Consider the following 26,789-nt stretch of genomic DNA (forward strand, 5'->3'; position numbering starts at 1 on the left):
CGGGAGGCCAGGATCATGCAGGCGCGCCCCTCTCTCCATGACACGCTGCTCGGTCAGATCAGTGGTGAGCCGCTCGATACTTACGACGACCGGACACTCGAGTGCATGAGCATCCAGCAAAATGTGCAGCGCATCCTGAACTCGCGTGCCGGCGCGCTGAAACACCTGCCGGACTATGGTCTGCCGGATCTGACGAACATCTACAAGGCGCTGCCCGCGTCAGCCCACATGCTCAAGCAGCAGATGGAGGCGACGCTCCTGAAATATGAGCCGCGCATCCGCTCCATCGACGTCGACATCCTCGAAAACGACGATCCTGGCGTGCTGGTGAGTTTTGAAATGACGTGCCATCTGAAGAAGGCCGGACTCGTGCGATTCGGTACCTACTTCGAGCCGCCCGGGCGCATGTGGTTGAAACGCAGGACTTCGGGGCACGGTTAAAGTGCGCCCTGAAGTCCAGACCGGGTTTCGTAACTTGCCAACCCGGTCCATCAACATCAACCCCGGATAGCTGCTACTCGCATCACACCGACGCCGCCTGCTCGCGCACCAGCACAGCGAGCGCCTCCTCCGGTGCCGTCACGCCATACACACGCTCCGACACGCCGTCCTCCACATCGATCTGCCCCGCGTTGTGCACGTCGTACAAATCAACGATCAGTTGCGCATGACGCTCGCTGAGCCCTGCGCGTAACAGCGTCGCAGTCCATGCATCGCGCGGCAGTTCACGCGCGACGATCTGGCGATCAGCCGCCACGCCGAGCATCTCCGCGATGTCCCGCACGCTCACGCGCTGCGGTCCTTCGATGCTGACAATACGCGGCCCGTTACCGAATTCAGTCCGATCGAGCAGCAACCGCGCCGCTGCAACACCCACATCGGGCGCCCAGACCGTCGGAAACATCTTGTCGAGCGGATGATGAAAACTCGGCAGCGTGCCGGTTGCGAGCGCGACCGGCAGGATGCGCGTCCAGTTCTGCAGATGCTCGGCCGAGCGCAATAGCGTGAGCTGCGCCGGCACCGCCTTCAGGCTTTCTTCAAGACGATGAAAGAGCCGCGTGATGCCTGTGTTGCCGTCGCGTTCCGCGCCGTAGTCCGACAGCGCGAGCAGCACCGGCGGCGGATTCGCGGCGAGCGCGCCGGTCACGATGTCGATCGTCCGCTCCATCGTCGCGGCCGGGTCGCTGTCGGCAACGGGCACCGGACACAGCATCTGCACGGCTTGCGCGCCGTCGATCGCCGCGGCGACCGAGCGTGCGTCGGTCAGGTCGGCGATCGCGACGTCGCAGCCGAGTTGCGCGAAGCGATCGCGCCGGCGTGGGTCGCGCAGCACCGCGCGCACGGGGTGGCCTGCGTAGCGCAGGGTCGTCACGGTCGACAAGCCGACGTTGCCTGATGCTCCGAAAATCACGAACACGATTCGCTCCTGGGGAATGAAGGTGAAGCGATTGTCGGCGCTCGCCGCCAACGTGGCGCGCACGGACGGATGCCCCGGACAGGAACGGATGACGGCTTTGGAGATGGTCGACGATGTCCGCTGCGTGGCAGGACCCGGCACTTCTCCAACAGGCCGCTGGACAACCGTCCTGGACCGGAGACTAACCTGGTGTTGCTGGCCAAGCTGGAGCAGTCCTACGCCTGACGGGGAGTAGACTCGTCTCGGCGTCCTGCACGGAGAACCGGTCTCGCGTGACGGTCGATCAACGGTCCTCACCGCCGGAAGCGAGCCTCAACCCACCCCGCGCCCCCGCCCGCGCGATCTCCGTCGGCGTCACCCCCAGCACGCGATTCATCCAGTTCGCCATATGGCTCTGGTGCGCGAAACCCGCCTCAAGCGCAATCTGGCTGATGCTGAGTCGCCCTTCGAGCAACAACGCCTTCGCGCGCTCGACCCGGCGCCGCACCACGTACTGATGCACCGGCATCCCGAGCGTCTCGCGAAACAGCACCTTGAAATGCGGCACGCTGATCGACACGAGCGCCGCGAGTTCGGCCAGCGTCATGCGGCGCTCGAGGTTCGCCTCGACATAGTCGATCACGCGCGCCGCCGCCTTCGGAGCCAGCATACGCCGGCGCTCGCGGAACGCCGGCTGGCTGTCGACCAGCCGCGCGACGAGCGCCGTGCACAGGCTCTCCGCATAGAGCGGATCCGACGCGTCTTCCGCTTCGAGTTCGGCGGCCATCGCCCACGCGATGTGCTGCAGCCGCGGATCGCGCACCTGCAGCCGGCGGCGGATCTGCGCCTGCGCCGGCTTCAGCTCGAGCTGGTCGAACGTGCGCCGCACGAACGCGTCGCTGAGCGCGATGTGGAGAATCCGGCAGTCGGCGCTGTCGGTCCACTGCCCCGGCAGGCCGGCGGGAATCACGTCGACGTCACCGTGCGCCTGGATGCGCGACACGCGTTCGCCGTCGCACACGCAATCCGCACGCACGGGCGAGCCGATATGCACGCCGATGCGGTGATGCTCGGCGGCCGGGATCCGGTACGTGCCCGCGCGAATCTCCAGCAGCGACGCACCGAAGCCGCGCCAGCCGAGCCCGCGGCTGGAGCGCAGGCTGACCGGCACGCCGTTGTCGGTCGGCGCCGCGAGAATCGGATCGCTCATCGTTTCCCTCCACCAGATCAGGTGTCGAACGCGCATTGTGACGCTTTTTCCGGCCGCTTGCCGTGCTTGCACGGCCATGCCCGCGCCGGGCAGAAAAAGATCATTCGTTTCTGCTCAGGCCCATCCTTGCGTGTGCGCCGCCGGGCACCGTGCCGCTTACGATGGCCTCATCCGACACCTACGGAGACCGTCATGCCCCATTACTGCCCGCGACGTGCAGCGTTCACCCCCACTTCACCGTCCCGCGCCGACCGCCGTCCTGCCCGCCCCACTCACCGCACCGACCGGACTACCGTCGCCGCGTGGTGCCTGCGCAGGATCGGCTGGCACAGCCTCGAACGGCTGCTCGCGTCGATCCCCGACAGCAACGACGACTTCGGGATCGTTTAACCGTCGAACGCACGGCACGCACATGCCGCCCTCATCCGCCTACTTACGCCGGCGTTCGTGCGGCGCGACGGTCGCGCCGTCGATCACCGGCGCGCCCTGCTTGATCAGGAAGTCGCGAAACAGCCCCGTCACCTGCGAGATCCGCCTATCGGCGAGCGTGATCACGTACCACTCGCGCACGATCGGATTGCCCGGAAACGGCAGTTGCCCGAGCAGCCCCGCGCGCAGCTCGAGTGCACACGCGTGCAACGACAGGAACGCAACGCCGAGCCCCGCTTCGGCCATCTGCTTGATCGCCTCGTTGCTCGACAGTTCGGAGCCCACATGGAAGCGGTAGCCGGCCGTCTTGAACAGGCTCTCGACCGTCGAGCGCGTGCCCGCGCCGCGTTCGCGCACGAGCAGGTGCGCGGATTCGAGATCCTTCAGCGCGACGCGCTTGCGCTGCATCAGCGGATGGCCGGGCGCCGCGACGAACACCATCGGATGCTTCGCGAACTCGACCGCATGCGTGCGCAGTTCCTTCGGCGCGCTGCCCATCACCGCGAGATCGATTTCATGCGTCGCGAGCATGCGGATGATGTCGTCGCGATTGCCGACCTTGAAATACGTCTTCACGTGCGGGCGCGTCGCGGTGAATTTCACCAGCAGCGGCGGGATCAGGTATTCGGCCGTCGTGATCGCGCCGATCCGCAGCGTGCCGCCGAGATCGCCCGTCAGCGCGGCCACTTCGTCGCCGGCCTCGCTCCACAGATGCAGGATCTCGCGCGCATAGCGCGACACGATTTCACCGGCCGCGGTGAGCTGCACGCCGCGCCCCACCCGCTGCAGCAGCGCGGCGCCCACCGCCTCCTCGAGCAGGCGAACCTGCAGCGACACGGCCGGCTGCGTCAGGTTCAGCTCCTCGGCCGCGCGCGACACGCTGCCGAGCCGCGCAATCATGTCCAGCGCCTTCAGCTGCCGGAACGTTGCGGTCTTTCCTATAAGTGAATACATATGAGTCGCTTATAAACATTAAATTGTTTGAGCAGGTGCAAAACTATATCGTCGGTTCCTGAGCAATGTCATCCGAATCGTCATCAGCGGGAGCCACAACATGGACAACATCACGCCTACCCTTGCAACGGATCGCGCACCGCGCGTGCCGCGCATCGTGATCGTCGGCGGCGGCGCCGGCGGCCTGCAGCTCGCCACGCGCCTCGGCGACACGGTCGGCCGCCGCGGGCAAGCCGAAGTGGTGCTCGTCGACCGCTACCCGACGCACTTCTGGAAGCCGCTCCTGCACGAAGCCGCATCCGGCCATCGCGATCCGGCCTCGCACACGATCGAGTACGCGGCGCAGGCGAAGCGCCACGGCTTCCGCTTCGTGCAGGGCGCGCTGCAGCGGGTCGATCGCGCGGCACGCACGGCGACGATCGCCGCGGTGCAGGACGCGGACGGCACCGAGATCCTGCCGCAGCGCGAGCTCGGCTACGACGATCTCGTGCTGGCGGTCGGCAGCGTGACGAACTTCTTCAACGTGCCGGGCGCCGCGCGCCACGCGTTGCCGCTCGAGAACCTCGACCAGGCCGAGGATTTCCGCCGCAAGTTCCTCGCCGCCTGCACGAAGGCGAACCACCTGGCCGAGCAGCAGCCGGCGCGGCGCGCGGCACCGATCTACATCAACGTGATCGGCGCGGGCGCGACGGGTGTCGAACTGGCCGCGGCGCTGCGCCACGCGATCCAGCAGCTGACGACGTATCGCTTCAAGGCGCTGGTGTCCGCACGCGACGTGCACATCCGGCTGATCGAAGGCGGCCCGCGCATCCTGCCGGCGCTCGACGAAAGGCTGTCGGCCAAGATGCACGCGCAATTGCGCACGCTGAACGTCGACGTGCTGACGGACACGCGCGTCGCTGAAGTCGGCGCCGACGCGATCACGACCGCGACCGGCGAGCGGCTCGCGAGCGACATCACGATCTGGGCGGCCGGCGTCGCGGGCCCCGCGATCCTGCGGGAACTCGGCGACATCGCGCTCAACCGGTCGAACCAGGTGATCGTGACCGATACGCTGCAGACGCCCGACGATCCGCACGTGTATGCGTTCGGCGACTGCGCCGCGTGCCCGTCGGCCGATGCGGGCCGCTTCCTGCCGCCGCGCGCGCAGGTCGCGCACCAGCAGGCCGTGTATCTGGGCGATGCGCTCGCGCGGCGCCTCGCCGACAAGCCGGTGGCGGGCTTCACGTTCCGCGACGCGGGCACCGTCGTGTCGCTCGGCCGGGCCGGCGCCGTGTATCAGGCCGACCTCGGCGTGCGTTCGCGCTCGCTGATCGTCGACGGGCTCGCCGCGATCGGGCTGTACAAGTTCCTGTACCGCAAGCATCTGTTCAGCGTGTACGGCCTCAAGCGCGCGCTGTTCCAGTCGCTGAGTCACTGGCTGCAAAGCCGCAACCAGCCGTCGATCAAGCTGCACTGATCGCCGGTTCGCACGCGGCATCGCAAGACGGCGTATCGGGTGCGCATCGCCCGATACGCCGTTTTTTTCGGATGCACACGTCCGGTGCATTCATGGCGTGCGCACGTTTGGTGCACCACATTGAAGACCATCGACACGATGCAGATCATGTGGAAAACATCGCATCGCGCATCTCCCCGCCAGCCATGGCTTGCCACCCGATTCATTAGTCGAATCGTATGGGTCGGATATAAATATTAATTGGTCGCATATTCCGGATCGACGCTAAGGTGTAGGGCATTCCCGTCCGCGAACGGACCGTCACGTCTCAGGAGAGGAATCACCGTGGTCATCGAAGCCATCGTCACCCGTCTCGACGCCGCATTCGCGCAGATCGAAGCGACACCGGATTCGCACGAATCGCGCAACCAGCGCGATGCGATCATCCAGTGGCTCGACAGTGCGTCGGAGCAAGGATATCGACTCGGTCTCGTCACGACGCTGCCGGCCGCCCGGCTCAGCGACATGTTCGAAGGCCAGTTCGGCCGTGCAAACCTCGATCGCTTCTCGGTCGTCGTGACCGACGCCCATCAGCAGGACTCCGTAGCAAACCAGCATCCGTTCGACGTTGCGCTGCAGGCGCTTGGCGTGCCGCCCGAGCGCGCCGTGGCCGTCGCGAGCAGCGAACCGGAACGTCGCGAAGCCGAGACGTTCGGCCTGTCGCGTTGCGTGCGCATCACCGACACGGTGCGATCGATCGCATCGGCTGGCGTGCACTGACCTGAGCATCTGCATACGGGCCGGCATGTGCCGGCCGGTCGCGATCCGGCGCGATGCCGACGATCACCCGACCGAATCCTGATATTCCGCCGTCAATGCTGCTTGCAGCACTCCGGGCTCGACCGATCCCGCCCCGGGGACGCAGCGACGCCCTTCCTGCGTCGTCCCGCCCGCTTCAAGCCACGATGACACGCCCTACTCGCACCGCCACCGCCCTCGTCTGCCTGCTGCTCGCATGCTGTACAACGAACGCGAGATGAATTTCCAGCCCGCATGCGACGGCGGGAAGATCGCACCGGCGAGTCATTTCCACGACTACGCGGGGTTGACGCACTGTTACGGGTATCGGTGACGCACCACGGCGTGCCGCGTCAATGCGGGATTGCCGCGCTCGTGCGTGCCGCCCGCACGGCCTTCGGTTTCGCTGCGGGGTGCACCTTCGGATCGGCGCCGGCCGCATGTTGAACCTTGCGGGCCTTCGCGGGCGCCGCGTGTGCCTTCGACACAGGTTTCGCGTCGGCATGCGCCGCGGCCGGCGCCTTCGACGGCGAACGAACGGCATGCTGCCCCGGCTTCGCGGTCGTCGCACGGCTCGCCGCCACGGGCGGATGCTTGACCTGCTGCGCGTACGCCTTGACGTCGTGATCGCTCATCCACGATTCCGTATAGGCAGCCGACGCAGGCTGTGACAGGTTGAGACAGGCGACCGATGCCACGAGAAAGGCACGAATATGCGTGCGACGATTGAATGCGGTAATGACGAATGCTCCTTGCGATCTGGCTCGACGCGCCGTGTCGGCGCCGTCGTGGCGGCACGATAAATGAGCGCATTCCACATCGCAAGCCTCTCACGGGCGATCCGAACGATTCTTGACGTTTGAACGATCGATCCGGCGCGTGAGGTTTGTCACGCACCGCGTTCGATCGTGTCGGTCGCGGCGTCGCCCTTCTCCCCGTTCCGCTCGACCGCTTTCCTTCCAGCGAAACCGCGCGCGCTGGCCGCGCTTCGTCGCGATCGCGAACTCGATCATGATCCCGATCAGGAACACCAACGTCATGCCGATCAGGAGCACCTGCTTCCAGTCCACGTCGTGGCTCAGGAACACCGGCAGCCGTCGACGATCTCGAACTCGGGTTCGCCGGCGGTGTCGAACGTGCATCGCCGGAGAGTCTCATGAAACGCGCCGCCCCTTTCGCCATCCTGATCGTGCTTGCCGCCGCCAGCTTGCCGGCGGTCGCCGGCAGCACCACGTCGCCGGTTCCGCAGCAAGCGAGGAATTGCGTACCGTCCTCCACGTCCGCCTCCACCGGCACGGCGCCCGGCGCCCGTGCGGCGTCGAAGGCCCCGCCGATCCGCGTGTGCGTCGGCGATTCGGACACGCAATTGAACCTGCCGTGGTTCCTGACCGACATCCTCACCGCCGTGGACACGCATCAATCGCCCCGCGACCTGCTCCACAAGATGCGAAACGATTTCTGAAGCACGGATGGCCCCGCCTGCTCGCGCTGAAGAAATCGCACCACGCGGGTTGTGGCCTCATTCATGGCGATCCGGCACCTGAATCGCCAGAGGTGACGTGCCACGCAAATATTTCTTGTTGAGCATCAATTGCAAGATTTCACCGTTTGTTGAATATCCATGTTTCGTAATCGCGCGCCGCGTCTTATACTTGCCGCGCACCATCCTCGTGCCAAGAGACGGTGTCTTCTGTCCCGGCCGCACACTGATGCGGCCGGGTTTTTTTCGGGGCGTGGCGTCTATATGCATAGCGATGCGCGTCGAGGCCGGTACCCCCGTCGCAATGCCTTGGCATGCGTGGCGCAAGCGTAGAATCGATTTGCGTCCCGATATCGGCGCGCGCCGTTGTGCCCCGGCCAGGCACGATGAATGCTTCGCGCCCATCCATCGACCGGTTCGATCTGCATTCCCATGCGTACAACAACAAGCGCGACCCGAGGAACGTCCACACCCGCGCCGGGCCCGAAGCCCGCATTCCAGCGCAGTGGCGTGTGGCCGCACATTGTCTTCTCGATTGCCCTGACCATCTGCGTGCTCGTGCTCGTGCTGGCGTTCGTCGTTGCCGATCGCCTCGCGCGCGAATCGGTTGCCCAGCACGAACGCGTCGTCGCAAGCGACATCGTGATCTCGGTCGACCGCATCCTCGACGGAATCCGCTCGCGGCACCCGGCGGAATTGAACGCGCTGGTCGGGCGGCCCTGCACGACGATCTTCAGGACGCTCGCGGAAGTAGGCACTCACCTGCGCTATCTTCGGGCCGTCGCGCTGGCCAACCACGGGCGCGTCACCTGCTCGTCGGCGCTGGGCCCGATCGATGTCCCGCTCGACGCGTACCTGCACGCGCCCGAACCGGGGATGACGGCCATCACGCTGCTTCGGCAGACGCCGTTTCAGCATCGCGTGCCGGTGCTGGCGGCATTTCGCGCGACCGCATCCGAATCAGGCGTCCTTTATCTGGTCGAAGGCGACTATGTCGCGGACATGCTCGCGCACGGTGCCCGCTTCGGTGCGGAAACGGCGACGCTGTCGATCAAGGGTGCGGGCGGCATCGATCAGCATGGCACGTTCGTGCCACCATTCGGCGCGGCCCCGACGGCGGGCAGCGCGTTCGCTTCCGGCACCTGGCCGTTCACGGTTTCCGTCACCTCGTCGGAATCCTACGTATCGCAGGTGCAGCGGCACTATCTGCTGATCTGTGTGACGATCGCGCTGCTGATGAACGGCCTCGTCGTGGCCGCGTACCTGCTTGCGATGGCGCCGCGCCGGCTGTTGCTGAAGGCCGTTCGCAATGCGCTGAAGCGCGGCGAGTTCCACGTCGTGTACCAGCCGATCGTCGACGTCGAAACGCGCCGGACCGTGGGCGTCGAGGCGCTGCTGCGCTGGCACCACCCGAAATGGGGAGCCATCAGCCCGGCCGTGTTCGTCCCGCAGATCGAATCGAGTTCGATCCTGCCGAAGGTGACCGAATTCGTGCTGCGGACAGCCGTGTCGGAGCTGACCGCACTCACGCCGTCGATGCCGCTGCGCATCGCGATCAACGTCGCGCCGAAGGATCTCGAGCGCGCGCACTTCGTGTCCGTCGTCGAAGACTCGATCCGACAGCTGCCGCCGGGCTTCACGCTGGTACTCGAAGTGACCGAACGCATCCTGCTCGAAAAGAATGCGCGCACCACCGAAATGTTCGCCGCACTGCGGACGAAGGGCGCGAAGTTCGCAATCGACGACTTCGGCACGCATCACAGCAATCTCGACATGCTGTCGCGCTTTCCGTTCGACTACGTCAAGATCGATCGCCAGTTCATCTCGCAGCTGACGACCTGCAATGCAAGGCTGATCGAAGGGATTGCGGCGCTCGCGCACCACTACGATCTGAAGATCATTGCCGAGGGCGTGGAGACGGAAGAGCAGCATCGCGCGCTGCATGCGGTCGGGATCCAGTATGCGCAGGGCTACCTGTACCAGCGGCCACAGCGGCCGGAAAACCTGAGGCGGGAATTCGTGCCGATGCCGGCTTAGGCGCAGGCCGGCGCGACGGCGCCGACCGTTCGGCGCGCATGCATCGTCGTGCATCGTCACGATCGACGACGTGCCGCCGCATCGCACTACAGTGCCATCCCGCCGTCGATCGTCAGGCTGGAGCCTGTCATGTAGGCCGATTCGGCACTCGCGAGCCATGCCACGAGCGCAGCAATCTCGTCCGGACTGCCGGCACGCCCGAGTGGAATGAGCGGCCGGACGTGATCCAGCAGATCGGCCGTCATGTCCGTCCCGACCGGCCCCGGCTGCACGTTGTTGATCGTGATGCCGCGCGGCGCGAGATCGACCGCGATGCCTTTCACCATCACGGCCACCGCGGCCTTCGTCATCGAATAGACGCTCGAGCCCGGATAGCCGCTGCGCACGGCGGCATTGCTGCCGATCGTGACGATGCGTCCGCCTCGCGTCAGATGCGCCGCAGCGGCCTGAACGGCGAGGAACACGCCGCGTACGTTGACGGCCAGCATCCGGTCGAGATCGTCGACGCTGACTTCCGATACGTCGCCCATCTTCAGGATCCCCGCGTTGACCACGACGATGTCGAGCCGACCGAAGCGCTCGACCGTCTGCGCGACGGCCTGGCGGATCTCGTCCGCGCTCGCGCTGTCGGCGCGAATCGCCAGCGCGTTCCCGCCGCCGGCCTCGATGGCGGCTGCCGTCTCCTGCGCACGCTCGGGTGCCAACACGTAGGTGAACGCCACGTCCGCGCCGTCGGCCGCAAGCCTGCGCGCGATACCCGCGCCGATTCCGCGCGCACCGCCGAATACGATTGCTACCCTGGGTGCCGCACCTGAAGGCTTCGTCATGATTCGCTCCTTTATGGACTGATCAGTCAATAACAAACAAAAAAAACGCGCCGGCCGATGCGCCGGCGCGTTCAGCTTCCGCCTAGCTGCGTGCGCGGAGCCGCTCTGCCGCGAATTCGGCCGTCGTCCGCAATGCCTGCGGCCGTGTGCCGGCACGCGCAGCAAGCTGGATACCCTGCATCATCGTCAGCACGAAGCCGGCTGCTTCGCGCGCTTCGATCGAGCGGTCGATCTCGCCCGCTTCCTGCCCTTCGCGCACCCGCGCAACGAGCCGCTTCATCAGCATCGCGCCGGCCTTCTCGCGCAATTCGACGAGCTCCGGGTCGGCGGCGCCGAATTCGCAAATCGAATTGACACCCATGCAGCCGAGCATGCGCTCCGCCACGTCACCCGCGATCACGCCAAGCAGCAATGCCTCGATGCCCGCCAGTGCCGATGCCGGCGCGGCCAGCCGCGCGACATGGCCCGACACGCTTTCCGACTGATAGCGTTCGAGCGCTTCGACGTACAGCTTGCGCTTGTCGCCGAACGCGTTGTACAGACTCTGCCGGCCGATGTTCATCGCACCGAGCAGGTCGTCCGTGGACGTACCGGCATAGCCCTTCTCCCAGAACACGCGCAGCGCGCGCTCCAGTGCCTCGTCCCGATCGAATTCACGTGGTCTCACCATGGCAGCAGGATAGTTGTTATGGACAGATCAGTCAATAACATGGTCGACAACGGCTCGACGGCCTGTCCGGTTGCGGGAACGGGCACCTTGCGCGTTGTAGAGTGGCGCGACGGCACGCTCCGCCCCCATTTATCCTTCGACGCGCGGCACCGCGCGAGAGGCGCTAAAATCCGCCGCCTGGGCATCCACACGAGCAAGCGTTTTGACGGCGTTCGAGCAGGGTTTCATTCTCACCCGCCACTGGCGGGACACCGCATCCGGCATCGAGATCGAGTTCTGGCTGGCAACCGAACACGGTCCGCGCCGCGTGCGGTTGCGCCCGCAGGAAGCCGTCGCGTTCATTCCGGCCGAACAGCAGGCGCTCGCCGAACGCGCGCTGGCCGGCGAGCGCGATGCCGAGTTGCGCCCGCTCGCGCTGCGCGACTTCCGCCAGCGCGCCGTCGTCGGCCTCTACTGCCGCCGCTACCGCCATCTGTCGGGGCTCCAGAAACGCCTCGCCACGGCTGGCGTCGACGTCTACGAAGCCGACATCCAGCCGCCCGACCGCTACACGATGGAGCGCTTCATCACCGCGCCCGTGCTGTTTCGCGGCATGGCCGGCCGCGACGACACGCTGACCGACGGCGAACTGAAACCCGCGACCGGCTATCGCCCGACGCTGCGCTGCGTGTCGCTCGACATCGAGACGAGCATCCACGGCGAGCTGTACTCGATCGCGCTCGAAGGCTGCGGACAGCGGCAGGTCTACATGCTCGGCCCGCCGAACGGCGACGCGCCGGCCGCCGACTTCCGCCTCGACTACTGCGACAGCCGCGCCGAGATGCTCGCGCGGCTCAACGACTGGTTCGACGCGCACGATCCCGATGCGGTGATCGGCTGGAACCTCGTGCAGTTCGACCTGCGCATCCTGCATGCGCATGCGGAGCAATACGGCGTGCCGCTGAAGCTCGGGCGCGGCGGCAGCGTGCTCGAGTGGCGCGCGCACGGCCAGCAGCCCGATCACTTCTTCGCGGGCGCGGCCGGCCGGCTGATCCTCGACGGCATCGACATGCTGAAATCGGCGACGTGGACGTTCCCGTCGTTCAGCCTCGAATACGTGTCGCAGTCGCTGCTCGGCGAAGGCAAGTCGATCGACAATCCGTATCAGCGGATGGACGAGATCCAGCGACGCTTCGATCACGACAAGCCCGCGCTCGCGCACTACAACCTGAAGGACTGCGAGCTCGTCACGCGCATCTTCGACAAGGCCGACCTGCTGTCCTTCGCGCTCGAACGTGCGACCGTCACGGGCCTCGCGGCCGATCGCACCGGCGGCTCGGTCGCCGCGTTCACGCACCTGTACCTGCCGCGCATGCACCGGCTCGGCTACGTCGCGCCGAACCTCGGCGACGTGACGGGCCAGAACAGCCCGGGCGGCTTCGTAATGGATTCGCGGCCCGGGCTGTATGACTCCGTGCTCGTGTTCGACTACAAGAGCCTCTATCCGTCGATCATCCGCACGTTCCTGATCGATCCGGCCGGGCTGATCGAGGGGCTCGCGCATCCGGGCGACGACGCGTCGGTGCCCGGCTTTCTCGGCGCGCGCTTCTCGCGCACCGCGCATTGCCTGCCCGACATCGTGCGGCGCGTGTCGGAAGGCCGCGACGAAGCGAAGCGCCAGCGCAACGCACCGCTGTCGCAAGCGCTGAAGATCATCATGAATTCGTTCTACGGCGTGCTCGGCTCGACGGGCTGCAGGTTCTTCGATCCGCGCCTCGCATCGTCGATCACGATGCGCGGCCACGAGATCATGCATCGCACGCGCGAGCTGATCGAGGCGCAGGGCTACGAAGTCATCTACGGCGACACCGATTCGACCTTCGTGTGGCTCGGGCATGAGCACGACGACGATGCAGCCGCCGCGAAGGGCCGCGCGCTCGTCGAGCACGTGAACCGCTGGTGGCAAGCGCATCTGCGCGATCGCTTCGGGCTGGAAAGCGCGCTCGAACTGCAATACGAGCGGCACTACCGCCGCTTCCTGATGCCGACCGTGCGCGGCGCGGAAGAAGGCAGCAAGAAGCGCTACGCGGGCCTCGCACGCGCGGCGAACGGCGGTGAGGACCTCGTATTCAAGGGGCTCGAAACGGTGCGCACCGACTGGACCCCGCTCGCCCAGGCATTCCAGCGCGAACTCTACCGGCGCGTGTTCAAGCGCGAGCCGTACCAGGACTTCATCCGCGACTACGTGCGCCGCACGCTCGCCGGCGAATACGATGCGCAACTGATCTATCGCAAGCGCGTGCGCCGGCCCTTGAGCGAATATCAGCGCAACGTGCCGCCGCATGTGCGTGCCGCGCGAATCGCCGACGAATTCAACCACGCGCACGGCCGGCCGCTGCAGTACCAGCGCGGCGGCTGGATCAGCTACGTGATGACGACGGCCGGCCCGGAGCCGCTCGAGACGATGCGCTCGCCGATCGACTATGCGTTCTACGTAAGCCGTCAGTTGCAGCCGGTCGCCGACGCGATCCTGCCGTTCCTGCGCGACGATTTCGAACGCGTGATCTCGGGGCAAGGGCAATTGTTCTGAGACCGACGGCGCGGCGACATCATGTCCGCCGATTTCGTCATACGGTTGCACTCGCAACCGCATCCCCCCGCCCGCTCCCTTCGGACAACGCGCCGCACGATCGGTATTCATGCGGGCCCGCGCGCCGAGCGATAAGTAAAACCGATCGACCCGGTCGGAAATCCGACTTGGACGCCGCGCGCGCCGCGGCGCACAATTTCGTCCATCGCAATCGAATGAAACCCTGATCCTTCGCAACCGAGTTTTCGTGGCATTCGCGCTCGCCGATGCGTGTCGCCATGCGCTTGAATAAAAAGGAAAAGGCGCGCAAGCCGTGCTTCAAATGCCTGCAACAACCCTCCTTTTCGTGCGGTCTCCCGCTCCCGCACTTCCCGTCTCCCTTCGCCGCGGCGCATGCCGCAAACCGGCGCTGCACGACATGATGTGCGGCACGCCGCCTCCGACGCCGTAACGCAGCCGCAGCAACACTCTCCGCCTGTCTCGCCCAAGGAAACCGACGTGTCGCAAGCCACCGTCGCGCCGCTACGGCCGCGCGATCCATTCTCCATCGATCCGAGAAAGCTCCTTTTCTCGATCAGCACTTTTATCGCCGCCGCGCTTGTGCTGCTGATCTCGTTCGCGGTCAGCTTCCCGCGTCCGTGGTGGGCGCTGCTGACCGTCTACGTGACCGCGCAGCCGATGGCCGGCGCGTTCCGCCCGAAGACGATCTACCGGCTCGCGGGCATCGCCGCGGGCGCGATCGTGACGGTCGCGGTCGCCCCGAACCTGCAGAACTCGCCGGTGCTGCTGGTGCTGTGCCTCGCGCTGTGGATCGGCTTCTGCATCTATCTCGCGGTGCTCGACCGCACGCCGCGCGCGTTCCTGTTCCAGATGGCCGCGTTCAGCTCGGCCGTGATCTGCTTTCCGTATCTCGACGATCCAACCAACATCTTCATCACCGCGGTGTCGCGCGTCGAGGAAATGACGGTGGCGATCCTGTGCGTGACGATCACGCACATGCTGCTGAAACCCGCGAACAGCCGGCCGGTGATTCACGAGCGCGCGCTGTCGTTTCTCGGTGATGCGTGCCGCTGGACGGCCGAGGCGTTCGGCACGCACCACACGCGGCTCGAACACGAGCATCGCCGCAAGCTCGCGGCCGACGTTACCGAGCTCGGGATGATCGCGACGACGCTGCCGTTCGACCAGCGCTTCGCGCTCGCGACGCGCGACACGGTCACGGCGCTGCAGCACCGTCTCGCCGCGCTGCTGTCGATCGCGTCGGCCGCCGCGAACCGGCTCGACCAGCTGCGCTCGCTGAACGCGGTCGATGCGGAAACCACAGCGCTCGTCGATGCCGTGATCGACGACCTGCATGCATCACAGGACGTGGGCGAAGCGCTCGACGTCGGTCTCGCCGCGCGGTGCCGCGCGCTGGCGGCCGAGCGCCTGCTCGACCCGACCTGGACGTCGCTGCTCGCCGCGAACCTGTTCGATCGCACCGCCGATTTCATCGACACGCTCCACGCGGCGCGCGGGCTCGTGCGCACCTTCGCGGAAAGCGACGCCGAACTCGAGCGCCACCTGCCGCCCGCCGACGGCACGCGCCGCTTCAAGCTCGCGCGCGATCACGGGCTCGCGCTGCTCGCCGGCGCCGCGACGACCACGGCGATCATCATCTACTGCGCGGTGTGGATCCTGCTCGCCTGGCCCAACGGCTCGGCGACCGCCGCGTTCGCCGCGCTCGTCACCTGCTCGTTCGCGGCGCAGGACGATCCCGCACCGGTGATCGGCCGCTACCTCGTGTCGACACTCGTCACCTTTCCGCTCGCGGCGCTGTACCTGTTCGTGATCCTGCCGCGCGTCGACGGCGCCGGGATGCTGATCCTGACGCTCGCACCGGCCTTCATCTGGATGGGCTACATCCAGGCCGATCCCGCGCGTACCGCGCGCGCACTCCCGATGTTCTCCTGCTTCATCGTCGCCATGGGTTTTCTCGATCGTTTCCAGGCCGATTTCGCGCTGTTCCTCAATACGGGGCTCGCACAGGTCGGCGGCATCGTCACGACGCTCGTCGTGACCAAACTCTTCCGCTCGGCCAGCACGCGCTGGACCGCCTACCGGATCGTGCGCCAGAACTGGGCCGATCTCGCGCAGATGGCCGATCCGCACCGCCCGCTCGACGCGCCCACGTGGACCGCACGCGCGGTCGACCGGCTCGGCCAGGTCGCCGCGCGCATGGCGTTCGCGAATCAGGGCGATGCGCTGCATGCGGTCGACGGGCTGAGCGACCTGCGCATCGGCCGCAACATCATCCAGGTGCGCGAAGGCCTCGACAAGGGCGATGCGCAGACGCGCGTCGCGATCGAAGCCGCGCTCGAGGCAGTGTCGAACCTGTATCGCGCCCGCGCCGACGCGCATCACCCGATTCCGGCCACCGCCTCGCTGATGCGTGCGCTGAACCGTGCGATCGGCGCGGCCGCGCGCAACACCAGCGGCCGCGACGACGCCACGCTGCTCGCGCTGGTCGGCATGCGCTGCAACCTGTTCCCGCATGTGCAGCTCGTCGGAGGAACGACGCGATGATCGAGGAAATCCACATCTTCGGCATCTACATGCCGTCCGCGCTCGCGTGGGCCGTCGTCGCGCTGGCCGTCACGTTCCTGTTGCGCGGCGTGCTGCTGCGCCTGCCGCTGCGCGTGCTGCTGTGGCAACCCGCGCTGCTCGAGCTGGCGACCTTCTTCCTGCTGTGGTGGGGCATCGCCCGCCTCGCCGACGCGTATTTTCCGTATCGCCTCCTCTCCTGACCATGAAGCGAATCATCCCCCTGTTACGTACCGTGCTGACGGCCGCAATCATTCTCGGCATCCTCGGCGCGATCTACGGCCTATGGGTGCGCTACCAGATCGAACCGCTCACCCGCGACGGCAAGGTGCGCGCGGACGTGGTGCCGATCGCGCCCGACGTGAGCGGCCTCGTCACCGACGTGCGCGTCCACGACAACCAGAAAGTAACGAAGGGCCAGGTGCTGCTCGTGATCGACCCGTCGCGCTACCGGATCGCACTCGAGCAGGCCGACGCGAACCTTGCGAGCGAGCAGGCCGAACTCGACGAAGCGATTCGCGAGGACCGCCGCAATCGCGCGATGCCGGACGTCGTTGCCGAGGAATCGACGCAGCAGGGCACGACGCGCGTCGAGAAGCTGCGCGCCGCGCTCGCGCAGGCACGCTCGGCACGCGACCTCGCCGCACTGAACCTCGAACGCACGCTCGTGCGCGCGCCGATCGACGGCACGGTGACCAATGTCGGGCTGCTGCCCGGCGTGTACCTGAACGCCGGCAAGGGCGCGATGGCGCTCGTGAACGACACGTCGCTGCGCGTCGAAGGCTACTTCGAGGAAACCAAGCTGCCGGCGATTCATGTCGGCGATCCCGCCAGCATCTATCTGATGGGCGTCGCGAGCGAAATCCGCGGCCATGTGCAGAGCATCGCCGGCGGTGTCGAAGACCGCGAGCGCGCGGGCGGCGATGCGCAGCTCGCAAACGTGAACCCCGCATTCACGTGGGTGCGACTCGCGCAGCGCATCCCGGTGCGCGTCGTGATCGACTCGGTGCCGCCCGGCGTGCGGCTCGTGCCGGGGCAGACCGCATCGGTCGAGATTCACGCGCGTGCCGGCGACGTCACGGTGCGCCGGAGCCTGCCATGGTGAGCCTGCGCACGCCTGCCGTCGCCGCGCTGTGCATCGCGCTCGCCGCCTGCGCGGCGGTCGGCCCCGACTATCGCGTGCCGTCGAATGCGCTCGCGAACGCACCGGCCGCCAACGGCGCGTTCGTTGCGGGCGCATCTGTCGCGTCGAACGATCCGCTACCCGATCACTGGTGGCGCCTCTACAACGATCCGGCGCTCGACGGCCTCGTCGAAAAGGCGCTGGCCAGCAACGTCGACCTGCGCGCCGCGCAGGCGAACCTCGAACGCAGCAATGCGCTGCTCGCGGCGACGCGTACCGCGCGCGAACCGAGCGCAGGCTTCGACGCATCGACGAACTACACGCAGCAGTCCGCGGCATCGGTGCTGTCGCATGTCGAGCCGCCACGGCACGAGATCTACAACATCGGATTCACGATGAGCTACGACCTCGACCTGTTCGGCGGGATCCGTCGCGGGATCGAGGCGGCGTCCGCGGACAACGAGGCTGTCGCCGCCGCGCGCGATCTCGTGCGCGTGAACGTCGCCGCCGAAGTCGCTCGCGCGTATTCGGACCTGTGCAATGCAGGCAACCAGATCGATGTGCTGCAGCGCTCGATCGCGGTCCAGCAGCAGCGCCTCGCGCTGACGCGCCAGCTCATCGCGAACGGCCGCGCGCCGACCTTCGAGCAGCAGCGCGACCAGGGCGGCATCGAGAACAGCCGCGCACAGCTCGCGCCGTTGCGGGCGCGCCGGCTGAACGCGGCGTTCCGTCTCGCGACGCTCACCGGGCAACCGCCGGAAAACTACGATCGCGCGCTGCTGTCGTGCAGCAAGCCGCTCGAACTGTCGACACCGATTCCGTCCGGCGACGGGCGCGCGCTGCTGAAGCGCCGCCCCGACGTGCGCGCGGCCGAGCGCCGGCTCGCCGCATCGACCGCGCGCATCGGCGTCGAAACGGCCGCGCTGTATCCGGACATCAGGCTCGGCGCGAGCATCGGTTCGACCGGCGGCGCCGCCGCGTTCTTCACGCCGCTGACGAACCGCTTCGCGGTCGGTCCGATGATCACGTGGGACCTGCACCGCAGCGCGATCCGCGATCGCATCGAAGCCGCGCAGGCCGACAGCCGCGCGAGCCTCGCGCATTTCGATTCGACGGTGCTCACCGCGCTGCGCGAAACCGAGACGTCGCTCGACACCTACGCCGGCGCGCTCGACCGGCTGCAACGCCTCGAGGCGTCGCGCGACGCGGCACGCGACGTGATGGAACGGACCGAAGAACTGCGGCGCGGCGGCCGGGGCGGCGGGCTCGCGGCGCTCGACGCGCAGCGCACGTGGCTGGTGGCCGAAACGGCCGTCGCGGCCGCGCGGCAGGACGTGAACAACGGCCAGATCGCGACCTTCCTGGCACTCGGAGGCGGCTGGCAATGAGCGCCTCCGACGACCTGACGATCGAACGGCCGGCGACGGCCGATGCGGGCCGCCATGCCACCGCCGCGGCCGGGCATCCGCGCGCCGGGGCGGCGGATGCGCCCGGCACCGGCGGCGTCGCGCGCGGCGGTACCCGGCAGCGCAACGCACCGCCTCGCATCACCGCGCCGCAACCGGCGCATAATGACGCGATGCCCGATCCACGTGACCAGCGACTCAATCCGCGGAAGATGAAGTTCACCCAACGCAGCCCCCTGCTTCGCAACATCAGCTACCTGCTGGCTATCGACGAGCATCGCAATTTCACACGGGCCGCCGAAGCGCTCAGCGTGTCGCAGTCGGCACTGTCGCAGAAGGTGCGCCAGCTCGAGGACGAGCTCGGTGCGCAGTTGTTCGACCGCAGCGGCCGCGTGGTCCAGCTCACCGATTTCGGCAGCGTCTACCTCGAATACGCGCGCCGCGCGCACAACGACCTGCTCACCGCGCAGCGCGCGCTGCACGACGTGCACGACCTGTCGCGCGGGCAACTGCGGATCGGCTTCACGCCGACCTTCACCGAGTATCTCGTCGCGCCCGTGATCGAGCAGTTTCACGAGCGCTATCCGGGCGTCGTCATCGAGATCACCGAGATGTCGCTCGATGCGGTCGAAACCGCACTCGGCGACGACCAGGTCGACCTCGCGTTCGGCTTCGTCGACGTCCGCTCCGACGAGATCGAGGCCGAAGCGCTGTTTCCCGAGCAACTGATGCTGGTGGTCGGCCGCACGCATCCGCTGACCGCACAGCGCGAGCCCGTCACGCCGACGCAGCTCGCCGACACGCCGCTCGCGCTGCTGACGACGAGCTTCGTGTCGCGCTTCTACGTCGACAGCTATTTCCAGTCGTACGACATGCAGCCCGACGTCGCATTGCAGGCGAATTCGATCAGCGCGGTGCTGAAGATCGTGAGCCGCGGCAAGATCGCGACGATCCTGCCCGGCACGATCGAGTTCGAGCATCGCGATCTGCAGTACGTGCCGCTGGATCCGCCGTTTCCGGTGCGCACGGTCGCGCTGTTGCGTCGCAAGGGTGCGTATCGCACCGTTGCGTCGACGGCGTTCGCGGAGCTGGTGCGCGAGATGCTCGATCACGGCAGCCTGTCGTCGCTGCGCACGCTGACGGCGCGCGCCCCATCCTGAGGCCTGCTGCGTCGCGCTTCGGGCGACGCTTCCCGTTCGAATAGTCGTTCCGGTTCGATGCCGCATCCGTATGCCGGATGCCGCGCTTGCATGCGCTCGCCTACCTGCACGCAAGCTTCATTTCATTTCGGATTCCACATTTTATTGATTCGAATATGCACGGTCGATTCGCCTGCACACGATCGATTTGCCTTATCGACTACATCGGAAATTCGCCTTGGACACGATCAGGGTTTTCCTTCATCCTTTCGTCATCGATTCCTGGTGAATCGGTCGCGCCGAATCCCGGCGTCGAGGGCCCCGGTGCCCATGTCGCACGATCCTTCCGCACTACGCCGACACACTCGACAAGAAGAATCCGACACGCCCCCGGCCATCGACAAGACGACTCGACCACGCCGACATCCCGAATCGAATTGGTGGAAAACTACATTCGTCTTATCGGAATCCTAAATGCTCAAGTCTGTCATTACCCCTGTCGCAGCAACCCTCGTCGTGCTCTCCGGCTTCACCGTCACCGCCAGCGCATCCGCCCAACAACAAGCGGCAGCGCCTGCCATCCAGCAGCAATCGAATGCGACCGTTGCGGCCAACGCCACGCAACTCGCCGCGCATGCGAACGACGGCAGCGGCATGCACGCGGATGCCGCACCGAAAGTCGTGGTCCCGCTTCGCCAGACGCCGGCCCGCGCTCCCGCCACGCCGGACTCGGACTGCGTCGGCCCCGTGAGCTTCTGCAACGTCTATTTCGGCAGCTGATCGCGCCTTCTCCAACGCCCCTGCTACAGGAACCGTCGTGAACCATCTGTTCAGTGCGATGCGGGTTTTTCTCAAGGTTGCCGACACGCATCATTTTTCCCATGCAGCCCACCAACTGAATCTTTCGCCGTCGCTGGTGACGCGCTACGTCGGCGATCTCGAATCGCACCTGGGCGTGAAGCTGCTGCAACGCTCGACGCGCAAGACCGTGCTGACCGAGGTCGGCGTCCGCTACGCGGAAGGGTGCCGCGCGCTGCTGATGGATCTCTCCGAAATCGAGTCGCGCGCCACGCAGGAGTCGAGCCGGATCTGCGGCGACCTGAACGTCGTCGCGCTGCACAGCCTGATGTCGACGGAACTGGCCGGGCTGTTCGCCGAATACCAGTCGCGCCATCCGGACGTGTCGCTGCACATTACGCTGACCGAATCGGACGTCGACTTGCTCGGCGGCGAATTCGACGCGGGCATCGTCGCGGACACGATGATCACGTCGGTGTCCGTCGTCTCGCGCACGCTGGTACATGCACCGCTCGTCGCGGTCGCATCGCCCGGCTACCTGCTCGACGCGGCGGCGCCGCGGCGGCCGTCCGACCTCGACGGCCACCGGATCGTCGGCCTCGCGGCCGGCGCGAGAACCTACCGGTGGGCAGGCCCGAGCGGCACGCTCGACGCGCTCCAGCTCGAGGCGCCGGTCACCGTGAACAGCGTGCTGATGCAGCGTCAACTCACGCTGGCCGGCAGCGGCATCGCACTGCTGCCGGAATACGCGGTCGCCAACGACCTGCGCATCGGCACGCTGACGCGCGTGCTCGGCGATTACCGGATCGTGAACGACGGCGTGACCGTATCGCTCGTGTACCCGGGCCGCGAATTCCTGCCCGGCAAGGTGCGCGCGTTCGTCGATCTCGCCGCCGAACGGTTCAGGTTGCCGTCGATTACCGCGCCACGCGCGGTCGGCGCGGCCAACCCGAGGGTCGCCGCCGTCGCGGTTGCCGATGCGTAATCGGCATCGTCATGCGTCGCCACTCTCGCTCATTCTGGAACACAGCTCGCCAGGATTGACCCTATATCCGGTCAATCCGGGTTCCTAAACTTGTCACATCGGTTCAGGCCATCGAATACACGCCGAACTGCGCCGAAACCTTCTGAGGAAATCGTGAAATCCATCATCGTCACCATCGCCACCGTCGCCGCTACCGCCACCGCTCTGCTCGCCGCACCGAGCGCGTCGTACGCTCAGTCGTCGCATTCGACGCTCACACGTGCGCAGGTTCGCCAGGAACTGCTCGACCTCGAATCGGTCGGCTACAACCCGTCGACCGGCGACGGCGACAACTATCCGGACGACATCGTCGCCGCGCAGGAGCGCCTGGCCGCGAAGCGCCTCGCCGAACACAAGAGCAGCGAAACCGCCTACGGTTCGACCGGCGCACCGGGCACGTTCTCGGGCGCGCCGGCTGTCGCTGCGGTGAAGCGATAACGCGCCGACGAACGGCGCGGCGGGACGGCTTACCGAAGCCGCCCCGTTCGCCGCCAGCCAGCCCGATGCCGTCGGCAACCCGCTCGACGGCATCCGCCAGCCCCCTTCCGTCCTTGCACCACACGCGCGCCACCGCCTGACCGGCCGCAGCAATCCCCTGATCTTTCCCGTCCCCGTCCTCGCGTAGCCCTCACCGGCCCGCGTCGTCCCGCCTTTTCCGCTCGTCCTTCCGCGCCGCTCCACGCCCGCCCCGGGGAAAACCCGACCACCTCACAGCCCAACTTCTCGTTGACACGTCGATTTTTGCCCCTCTAATATGCACACAACGCTGCACACAACAAAACACACATTGATGTGTGTAGAAAGCAGCAGGCATACGGGTTTACCCATCTCAAGTGAGGTCACCATGAATCGACTGTCTCGTTTCACCCGTCAAATCACCGCGTACACCGTGGTGGCGGCATCGCTCATCGCGGCCGCCCCGTCGCACGCCGCGGGGCCCGACGCCTGGGCCGCCGTGAAGAAGGTCGGCGTACTGCGCTGCGGCGCCGCGGTCGCGCCGCCGTATGTGATGCGCGACCCGAAGACGGGCGCCTACAGCGGTTTCTTCTCGGATCTGTGCCGCGATTTCGGGCAGAACGTGCTGAAGGTGAAGGTCGAGTTCGTCGACACGAGCTGGGACAACATCGTGGCCGGCCTGCAATCGGACAAATGGGATCTGTCGCTTGCGCTGAACGACACGCCCGAGCGTGAAAAGGCCGTCGCGTTCTCCGCGCCCGCGACCGACTACAACGTCTCGTTCGTCTACAACAAGAACAATCCGAAGATCGCGAAGAACCTGCGCTCGCTCGCCGACATCGACAAGCCGAACGTGACGATCGCCGTGATGTCCGGCACGTCGCAGGACAAGGCGATTTCGGCCGAACTGAAACAGGCGCGGATCATGCGCCTGCCGGGCAACGACGAGACGCGCCTGTCGCTGATCTCGAAGCGCGCCGACCTGCTCGCCGACGCGAACATCACCAACATGCTGCTGACCGAAGCGCACCCGGAATGGGCGGCCAGCTTCAACCCCGCGCCGCCGCTGGCGCAGCAGGAAGTGGCGTTCGGCCTGCGCAAGGACACGCCCAAGGCCGACCTCGACGTCCTCAACGACTACCTGTCACAGCAGGTCAAGTCGGGCGCGGTGAACCGTCTCATCAAGACCTCGGTGCAGGCGATGCTCGTTCCGGGCAAGTAAGCGCCGACCGCACAGACGAGCCCGGGCGGAGCGCCGCCGGGCGCCGATTTTCCGATTCGCACTTTGCGCGCCGACGTCGGGCGCCGCTGGAGAGACTGTCATGTTGTCGCCTCAAACGACGGCCGTCAGATCGGCCATGCATCCCCTTTCGACCACGCGCTTCGCCGCGTCCGCGCCGGACGGCGATTTCGTGCGGCTGCGCGACGTGCACAAGGCGTACGGCCCGAACCTCGTCGTGATGGACGGCATGAGCCTCGACATGCGCGCCGACGACCGGCTCGTGATCATCGGCCCGAGCGGCAGCGGCAAGAGCTCGCTGCTGCGCGTGATGATGGGCCTGGAAGGCATCCAGCGCGGCGAGATCGCGTTCCAGGGCGCGTCGTACATCCGCGGCGGCGATACGCGCGGCGGATGGCGCATCGACGCGAAGCTGCAGAAGCAGGTCGGCATGGTGTTCCAGCACTACACGCTGTTTCCGCACCTGTCGGTGCTCGGCAACCTGATTCTCGCGCCGGTGCGCGTCGGCGGGCTGTCGAAGGCGGAAGCGACCGAACGCGCGCGCATGTATCTCGCGCGCCTCGGCCTCGAAAGCAAGCTGCATGCATATCCGAGCCAGCTCTCCGGCGGCCAGAAGCAGCGCGTGGCGATCGCGCGCGCGCTGATGCTCGAACCGAAACTGATGCTGTTCGACGAAGTGACGTCCGCGCTCGATCCGGAGATGGTCGTCGAAGTCCAGAACGTGATGCTGCAGCTCGCCGAGCAGAAGATGGCGATGATCATCGTCACGCACGACATGCACTTCGCACGCGACATCGCGACGCGCGTCGTGTTCTGCGCGAACGGCAAGATCATCGAGGAAGGCGCGCCAGACCAGATCTTCAAGTGTCCGAAGGAAGCGCGCACGCGGGAATTCCTCGAGAAAGTCCTGCATCTCGACTAAGGCCGAAGCCATGAACTACCACTTCGATTTCAGCTTCCTCGCCGGCAGCCTCGGCGCGCTGCTCGACGGGCTCAAGGTCACCGTCGTGCTGGCCGTGGCCGCGAACGCGATGGGCCTCGTGCTCGGCTTCGTGCTGTGCCTGCTCGCGATGAGCCGCTGGGCGCTCGTGCGCTGGCCCGCCCAGCTCTTCATCGAATTCTTCCGCTGCACGCCGGCGCTGCTGCAGATCATCTGGTTCTTCTACTGCATCCCGATGATGGTCGACGTATTCATCGACCCGGTCGCGATGGGCGTGCTCGCGCTCGGCCTGAACCTGACCGCCTTCAACGCGGAAGCCTACCGCGCCGGCGTGCAGGCGGTGCCGAAGGAACATCTCGACGCCGCGGTGGCGCTCGGCCTGCGGCCGTGGCAACGCACGATCTTCGTCGTACTGCCGCAGGCGCTGCGCAGCGCGATGCCGGTGCTGCTGACGAACGGCATCGGCAGCCTGCAGCAAAGCGCGCTGGTGGCAATCGTCGCGGTGGCCGACCTGATGTACGTCGCGAAGAGCATCGCGACCGAAGCGTACCGGCCGCTCGAAACCTACTCGGTCGTCGCGCTCGTGTATTTCGCGCTGTCGCTGCCGATCGCGAAACTCGTCCACGTCATCGAGCGCCGTCAGGACGTCGCCGTCCAGCGCTGAGGAGCCCGTCGTGAATCTCGATTTTTCCGTCGTCTGGCCGTACTGGCTCGTGCTCGCGAAAGGCCTCGGGCTGACGCTTGCCTTCACCGTCACGTGCGCGCTCGTCGGCAGCCTGCTCGGCTTCGTGCTGAGCCTCTTGCGGATGTCGCCGTCGCGCTGGCTGCGCGGGCCGGTCACCGCGTTCGTCGAATTCTTCCGCGGCACGCCGCTGCTGATCCAGCTGTTCTGGGTGTTCTTCTGCTTCCCGGTCGTGCTGCGGCTGCCGATCCCGCCGTACCTGTCGGTGTTGATCTCGCTGACGCTGTACATGGCCGCGATCACGAGCGAGACGTTTCGCGGCTCGCTGAAGTCGATCGCCGGCGAGCAGCACGACGCGTGCATCGCGCTCAGCCTGTCGCCACACGTGAAGATCGTCTACGTGATCTTTCCGCAGGCGTTGCTGCGCGCGATCCCGCCGCTGCTGTCGAACGTCGTGAGCCTGTTCAAGGAGAGCGCGCTCATCTCGTCGGTGGGGATCGCCGACCTGATGTTCGTCGGCCAGAACGTGTCGAACAGCACCGCGCGGCCCGTCGAGTTCCTGACGACCGTCGCCGTCATCTATTTCCTCGTCGCCTTTCCGCTGACCCGCCTGGTCGGCGTAGTGGAGTCCAGGATGCTCAGGCGCTATGCCTATTAACTCGCAACGCTCTCACCCAAGCCGGAGAAATCTCATGCAACTGAAAGGCATTCTGCCCGCCCTCGTCACGCCGTTCGATGCATCGGGCGCGGTCGATCACGACACGCTCGCGTCGATCCTCGAATATCAGCTCGCCGCAGGCGTCAGCGGCTTCGTTCCGCTGGGTTCGACCGGCGAGTACTACGCGCTCACGAACGACGAGCGCCGCGCGGTGATGAAGACCGTTCGCGAAGTGGTCGGCAACCGCGGCACGCTGATCGCCGGCGCGAACGGCTCGTCGACGCGCGAGGTGATCGAGCAGGTCCGCCAGGCGCGCGACGCCGGCTACACGAACATCCTGATCGCGCCGCCGTACTACGCGCTGCCGTCGCAGGACGAACTGATCGGGCACTACGACGCGATTCTCGCCGCGGTGACCGACGTGAACGTGATCCTGTACAACTATCCGGTACGCACGAACGTCGAGGTCGGCTTCGGCGTGCTCGACGCCTTCAAGGATCATCCGCGCGTGATCGGCATCAAGGAAAGCAGCGGCAACCTGCTGCGTGCGATCGAGATCGGCGGCAAGTACCGCGACCACTATCAGCTGTCGTGCGGCTCCGACGACCAGGCGCTCGACTTCTTCCTGTGGGGCGCGACGAGCTGGATCTGCGGGCCGGCAAACTGCTTCGCGAAACAGGTCGTGAGCTTCTACGACACATTCTCGGCGGGCGACATCGCCGGCGCGCAGAACGTGATGCGCTCGCTGTTCCCGGTGATGGCGAGCATGGAATCGGGCAAGTTCATCCAGAAGGTGAAATACGGCTGCGAACTGGCCGGCTTCAAGGTCGGCAATGCCCGCATGCCGCTGCAGCCGCTGACCGACCAGGAGAAGACGGAGTTCCGCGCGATCTTCGAGGCGTCGCAGGCGTAAGGCCGTCATGCGCATCCGT

27 protein-coding genes are annotated in these 26,789 nt (G+C 66.5%); 20 read left to right on the top strand and 7 right to left on the bottom strand.

The genetic code is table 11. The annotated features are described in order from the left end of the window. Positions 1-15: 15 nt before the first annotated feature. A complete protein-coding gene (gene tssE / locus DIE15_RS18025) occupies positions 16-441 on the top strand; it encodes a type VI secretion system baseplate subunit TssE (protein WP_057926284.1) in 426 nt (141 codons plus the stop codon). A gap of 82 nt (positions 442-523) precedes the next feature. Here tssE and DIE15_RS18030 read toward each other — a convergent pair whose 3' ends face one another. Further along, complete coding sequence (locus DIE15_RS18030; protein ID WP_124833975.1) at positions 524-1,417, bottom strand: NAD(P)H-binding protein; 894 nt, start codon at positions 1,415-1,417, stop codon at positions 524-526. Between the two features lie 283 nt (positions 1,418-1,700). Next, positions 1,701-2,606, bottom strand: coding sequence for an AraC family transcriptional regulator (locus DIE15_RS18035; protein WP_124833976.1), 906 nt, complete (start codon positions 2,604-2,606; stop codon positions 1,701-1,703). Positions 2,607-2,798: 192 nt separating this feature from the next. On the opposite strand from DIE15_RS18035, the gene DIE15_RS18040 reads away from it, so the two are divergent. Continuing rightward, entirely contained in the window at positions 2,799-2,996 is a 198-nt protein-coding gene (locus tag DIE15_RS18040; RefSeq protein ID WP_124833977.1) for a hypothetical protein, read from the top strand. A gap of 39 nt (positions 2,997-3,035) precedes the next feature. Here the strand turns inward: DIE15_RS18040 and DIE15_RS18045 are convergent, their stop codons facing one another. Further along, complete coding sequence (locus DIE15_RS18045; protein ID WP_057926282.1) at positions 3,036-3,989, bottom strand: LysR family transcriptional regulator; 954 nt, start codon at positions 3,987-3,989, stop codon at positions 3,036-3,038. 100 nt (positions 3,990-4,089) lie between these two features. Here DIE15_RS18045 and DIE15_RS18050 point away from each other — a divergent pair, with 100 nt between their 5' ends. After that, a complete protein-coding gene (locus DIE15_RS18050; protein ID WP_124833978.1) occupies positions 4,090-5,448 on the top strand; it encodes an NAD(P)/FAD-dependent oxidoreductase in 1,359 nt (452 codons plus the stop codon). Between the two features lie 324 nt (positions 5,449-5,772). Next, a complete protein-coding gene (locus tag DIE15_RS18055) occupies positions 5,773-6,207 on the top strand; it encodes a phosphatase (protein ID WP_124833979.1) in 435 nt (144 codons plus the stop codon). Positions 6,208-6,578: 371 nt separating this feature from the next. Here the strand turns inward: DIE15_RS18055 and DIE15_RS18060 are convergent, their stop codons facing one another. Further along, a complete protein-coding gene (locus tag DIE15_RS18060) occupies positions 6,579-6,860 on the bottom strand; it encodes a transcriptional regulator (RefSeq protein ID WP_124833980.1) in 282 nt (93 codons plus the stop codon). Positions 6,861-7,381: 521 nt separating this feature from the next. On the opposite strand from DIE15_RS18060, the gene DIE15_RS18070 reads away from it, so the two are divergent. After that, positions 7,382-7,687 carry a hypothetical protein gene (locus DIE15_RS18070; RefSeq protein WP_057926278.1) on the top strand — a complete coding sequence of 102 codons (306 nt, stop codon included), beginning with the start codon at positions 7,382-7,384 and terminating at the stop codon, positions 7,685-7,687. Between the two features lie 57 nt (positions 7,688-7,744). Here DIE15_RS18070 and DIE15_RS37035 read toward each other — a convergent pair whose 3' ends face one another. Continuing rightward, entirely contained in the window at positions 7,745-8,110 is a 366-nt protein-coding gene (locus DIE15_RS37035; protein WP_162492266.1) for a hypothetical protein, read from the bottom strand. On the opposite strand from DIE15_RS37035, the gene DIE15_RS18075 reads away from it, so the two are divergent. Beyond that, complete coding sequence (locus tag DIE15_RS18075; protein WP_124833981.1) at positions 8,096-9,742, top strand: EAL domain-containing protein; 1,647 nt, start codon at positions 8,096-8,098, stop codon at positions 9,740-9,742. The genes DIE15_RS37035 and DIE15_RS18075 overlap by 15 nt on opposite strands. An 86-nt stretch (positions 9,743-9,828) precedes the next feature. Here the strand turns inward: DIE15_RS18075 and DIE15_RS18080 are convergent, their stop codons facing one another. Together DIE15_RS18080 and DIE15_RS18085 are read right to left on the bottom strand one after the other, a co-directional pair. Continuing rightward, a complete protein-coding gene (locus DIE15_RS18080; RefSeq protein ID WP_185734495.1) occupies positions 9,829-10,569 on the bottom strand; it encodes an SDR family NAD(P)-dependent oxidoreductase in 741 nt (246 codons plus the stop codon). Between the two features lie 82 nt (positions 10,570-10,651). After that, complete coding sequence (locus DIE15_RS18085) at positions 10,652-11,239, bottom strand: TetR/AcrR family transcriptional regulator (RefSeq protein ID WP_057926276.1); 588 nt, start codon at positions 11,237-11,239, stop codon at positions 10,652-10,654. Positions 11,240-11,441: 202 nt separating this feature from the next. On the opposite strand from DIE15_RS18085, the gene DIE15_RS18090 reads away from it, so the two are divergent. The 14 genes from DIE15_RS18090 to DIE15_RS18155 all read left to right on the top strand — a co-directional run bounded on the left by DIE15_RS18090 (position 11,442) and on the right by DIE15_RS18155 (position 26,770). After that, a complete protein-coding gene (locus DIE15_RS18090) occupies positions 11,442-13,808 on the top strand; it encodes a DNA polymerase II (protein ID WP_124833982.1) in 2,367 nt (788 codons plus the stop codon). Between the two features lie 498 nt (positions 13,809-14,306). Next, entirely contained in the window at positions 14,307-16,373 is a 2,067-nt protein-coding gene (locus tag DIE15_RS18095; RefSeq protein ID WP_124833983.1) for an FUSC family protein, read from the top strand. Next, the gene (locus tag DIE15_RS18100; protein ID WP_057926274.1) at positions 16,370-16,594 is read left to right on the top strand and encodes a DUF1656 domain-containing protein; all 225 of its coding nucleotides are present in this window, start codon (positions 16,370-16,372) and stop codon (positions 16,592-16,594) included. The genes DIE15_RS18095 and DIE15_RS18100 overlap by 4 nt, the downstream gene beginning before the upstream one ends. Before the next feature lie 2 nt (positions 16,595-16,596). Then, entirely contained in the window at positions 16,597-17,496 is a 900-nt protein-coding gene (locus DIE15_RS18105; protein ID WP_057926273.1) for an efflux RND transporter periplasmic adaptor subunit, read from the top strand. Next, complete coding sequence (locus tag DIE15_RS18110; protein WP_124833984.1) at positions 17,490-18,902, top strand: efflux transporter outer membrane subunit; 1,413 nt, start codon at positions 17,490-17,492, stop codon at positions 18,900-18,902. Before DIE15_RS18105 ends, DIE15_RS18110 begins: the two co-directional genes overlap by 7 nt. A gap of 230 nt (positions 18,903-19,132) precedes the next feature. Continuing rightward, positions 19,133-20,080 carry a transcriptional regulator CynR gene (cynR, locus tag DIE15_RS18115; protein WP_242431812.1) on the top strand — a complete coding sequence of 316 codons (948 nt, stop codon included), beginning with the start codon at positions 19,133-19,135 and terminating at the stop codon, positions 20,078-20,080. Positions 20,081-20,533: 453 nt separating this feature from the next. Then, entirely contained in the window at positions 20,534-20,839 is a 306-nt protein-coding gene (locus tag DIE15_RS18120) for a hypothetical protein (protein ID WP_124833985.1), read from the top strand. A gap of 37 nt (positions 20,840-20,876) precedes the next feature. Then, positions 20,877-21,842, top strand: a complete 966-nt coding sequence (locus tag DIE15_RS18125; protein ID WP_244104888.1) for a LysR family transcriptional regulator — start codon at positions 20,877-20,879, stop codon at positions 21,840-21,842. Between the two features lie 153 nt (positions 21,843-21,995). Continuing rightward, a complete protein-coding gene (locus DIE15_RS18130; RefSeq protein ID WP_057926270.1) occupies positions 21,996-22,319 on the top strand; it encodes a DUF4148 domain-containing protein in 324 nt (107 codons plus the stop codon). A 406-nt stretch (positions 22,320-22,725) separates the two neighbouring features. Next, positions 22,726-23,559, top strand: a complete 834-nt coding sequence (locus DIE15_RS18135; RefSeq protein WP_124833986.1) for an ABC transporter substrate-binding protein — start codon at positions 22,726-22,728, stop codon at positions 23,557-23,559. A 100-nt stretch (positions 23,560-23,659) separates the two neighbouring features. Further along, complete coding sequence (locus tag DIE15_RS18140) at positions 23,660-24,499, top strand: amino acid ABC transporter ATP-binding protein (protein WP_124833987.1); 840 nt, start codon at positions 23,660-23,662, stop codon at positions 24,497-24,499. A gap of 10 nt (positions 24,500-24,509) precedes the next feature. After that, entirely contained in the window at positions 24,510-25,181 is a 672-nt protein-coding gene (locus tag DIE15_RS18145) for an amino acid ABC transporter permease (RefSeq protein ID WP_124833988.1), read from the top strand. A 10-nt stretch (positions 25,182-25,191) separates the two neighbouring features. Continuing rightward, positions 25,192-25,857, top strand: a complete 666-nt coding sequence (locus tag DIE15_RS18150) for an amino acid ABC transporter permease (RefSeq protein WP_124833989.1) — start codon at positions 25,192-25,194, stop codon at positions 25,855-25,857. 34 nt (positions 25,858-25,891) lie between these two features. Continuing rightward, positions 25,892-26,770 carry a dihydrodipicolinate synthase family protein gene (locus DIE15_RS18155; protein WP_124833990.1) on the top strand — a complete coding sequence of 293 codons (879 nt, stop codon included), beginning with the start codon at positions 25,892-25,894 and terminating at the stop codon, positions 26,768-26,770. Positions 26,771-26,789 lie beyond the last annotated feature (19 nt).

This window comes from Burkholderia sp. Bp9031, from assembly GCF_003857965.1.
Classification (GTDB): Bacteria; Pseudomonadota; Gammaproteobacteria; order Burkholderiales; family Burkholderiaceae; genus Burkholderia; species Burkholderia ambifaria_A.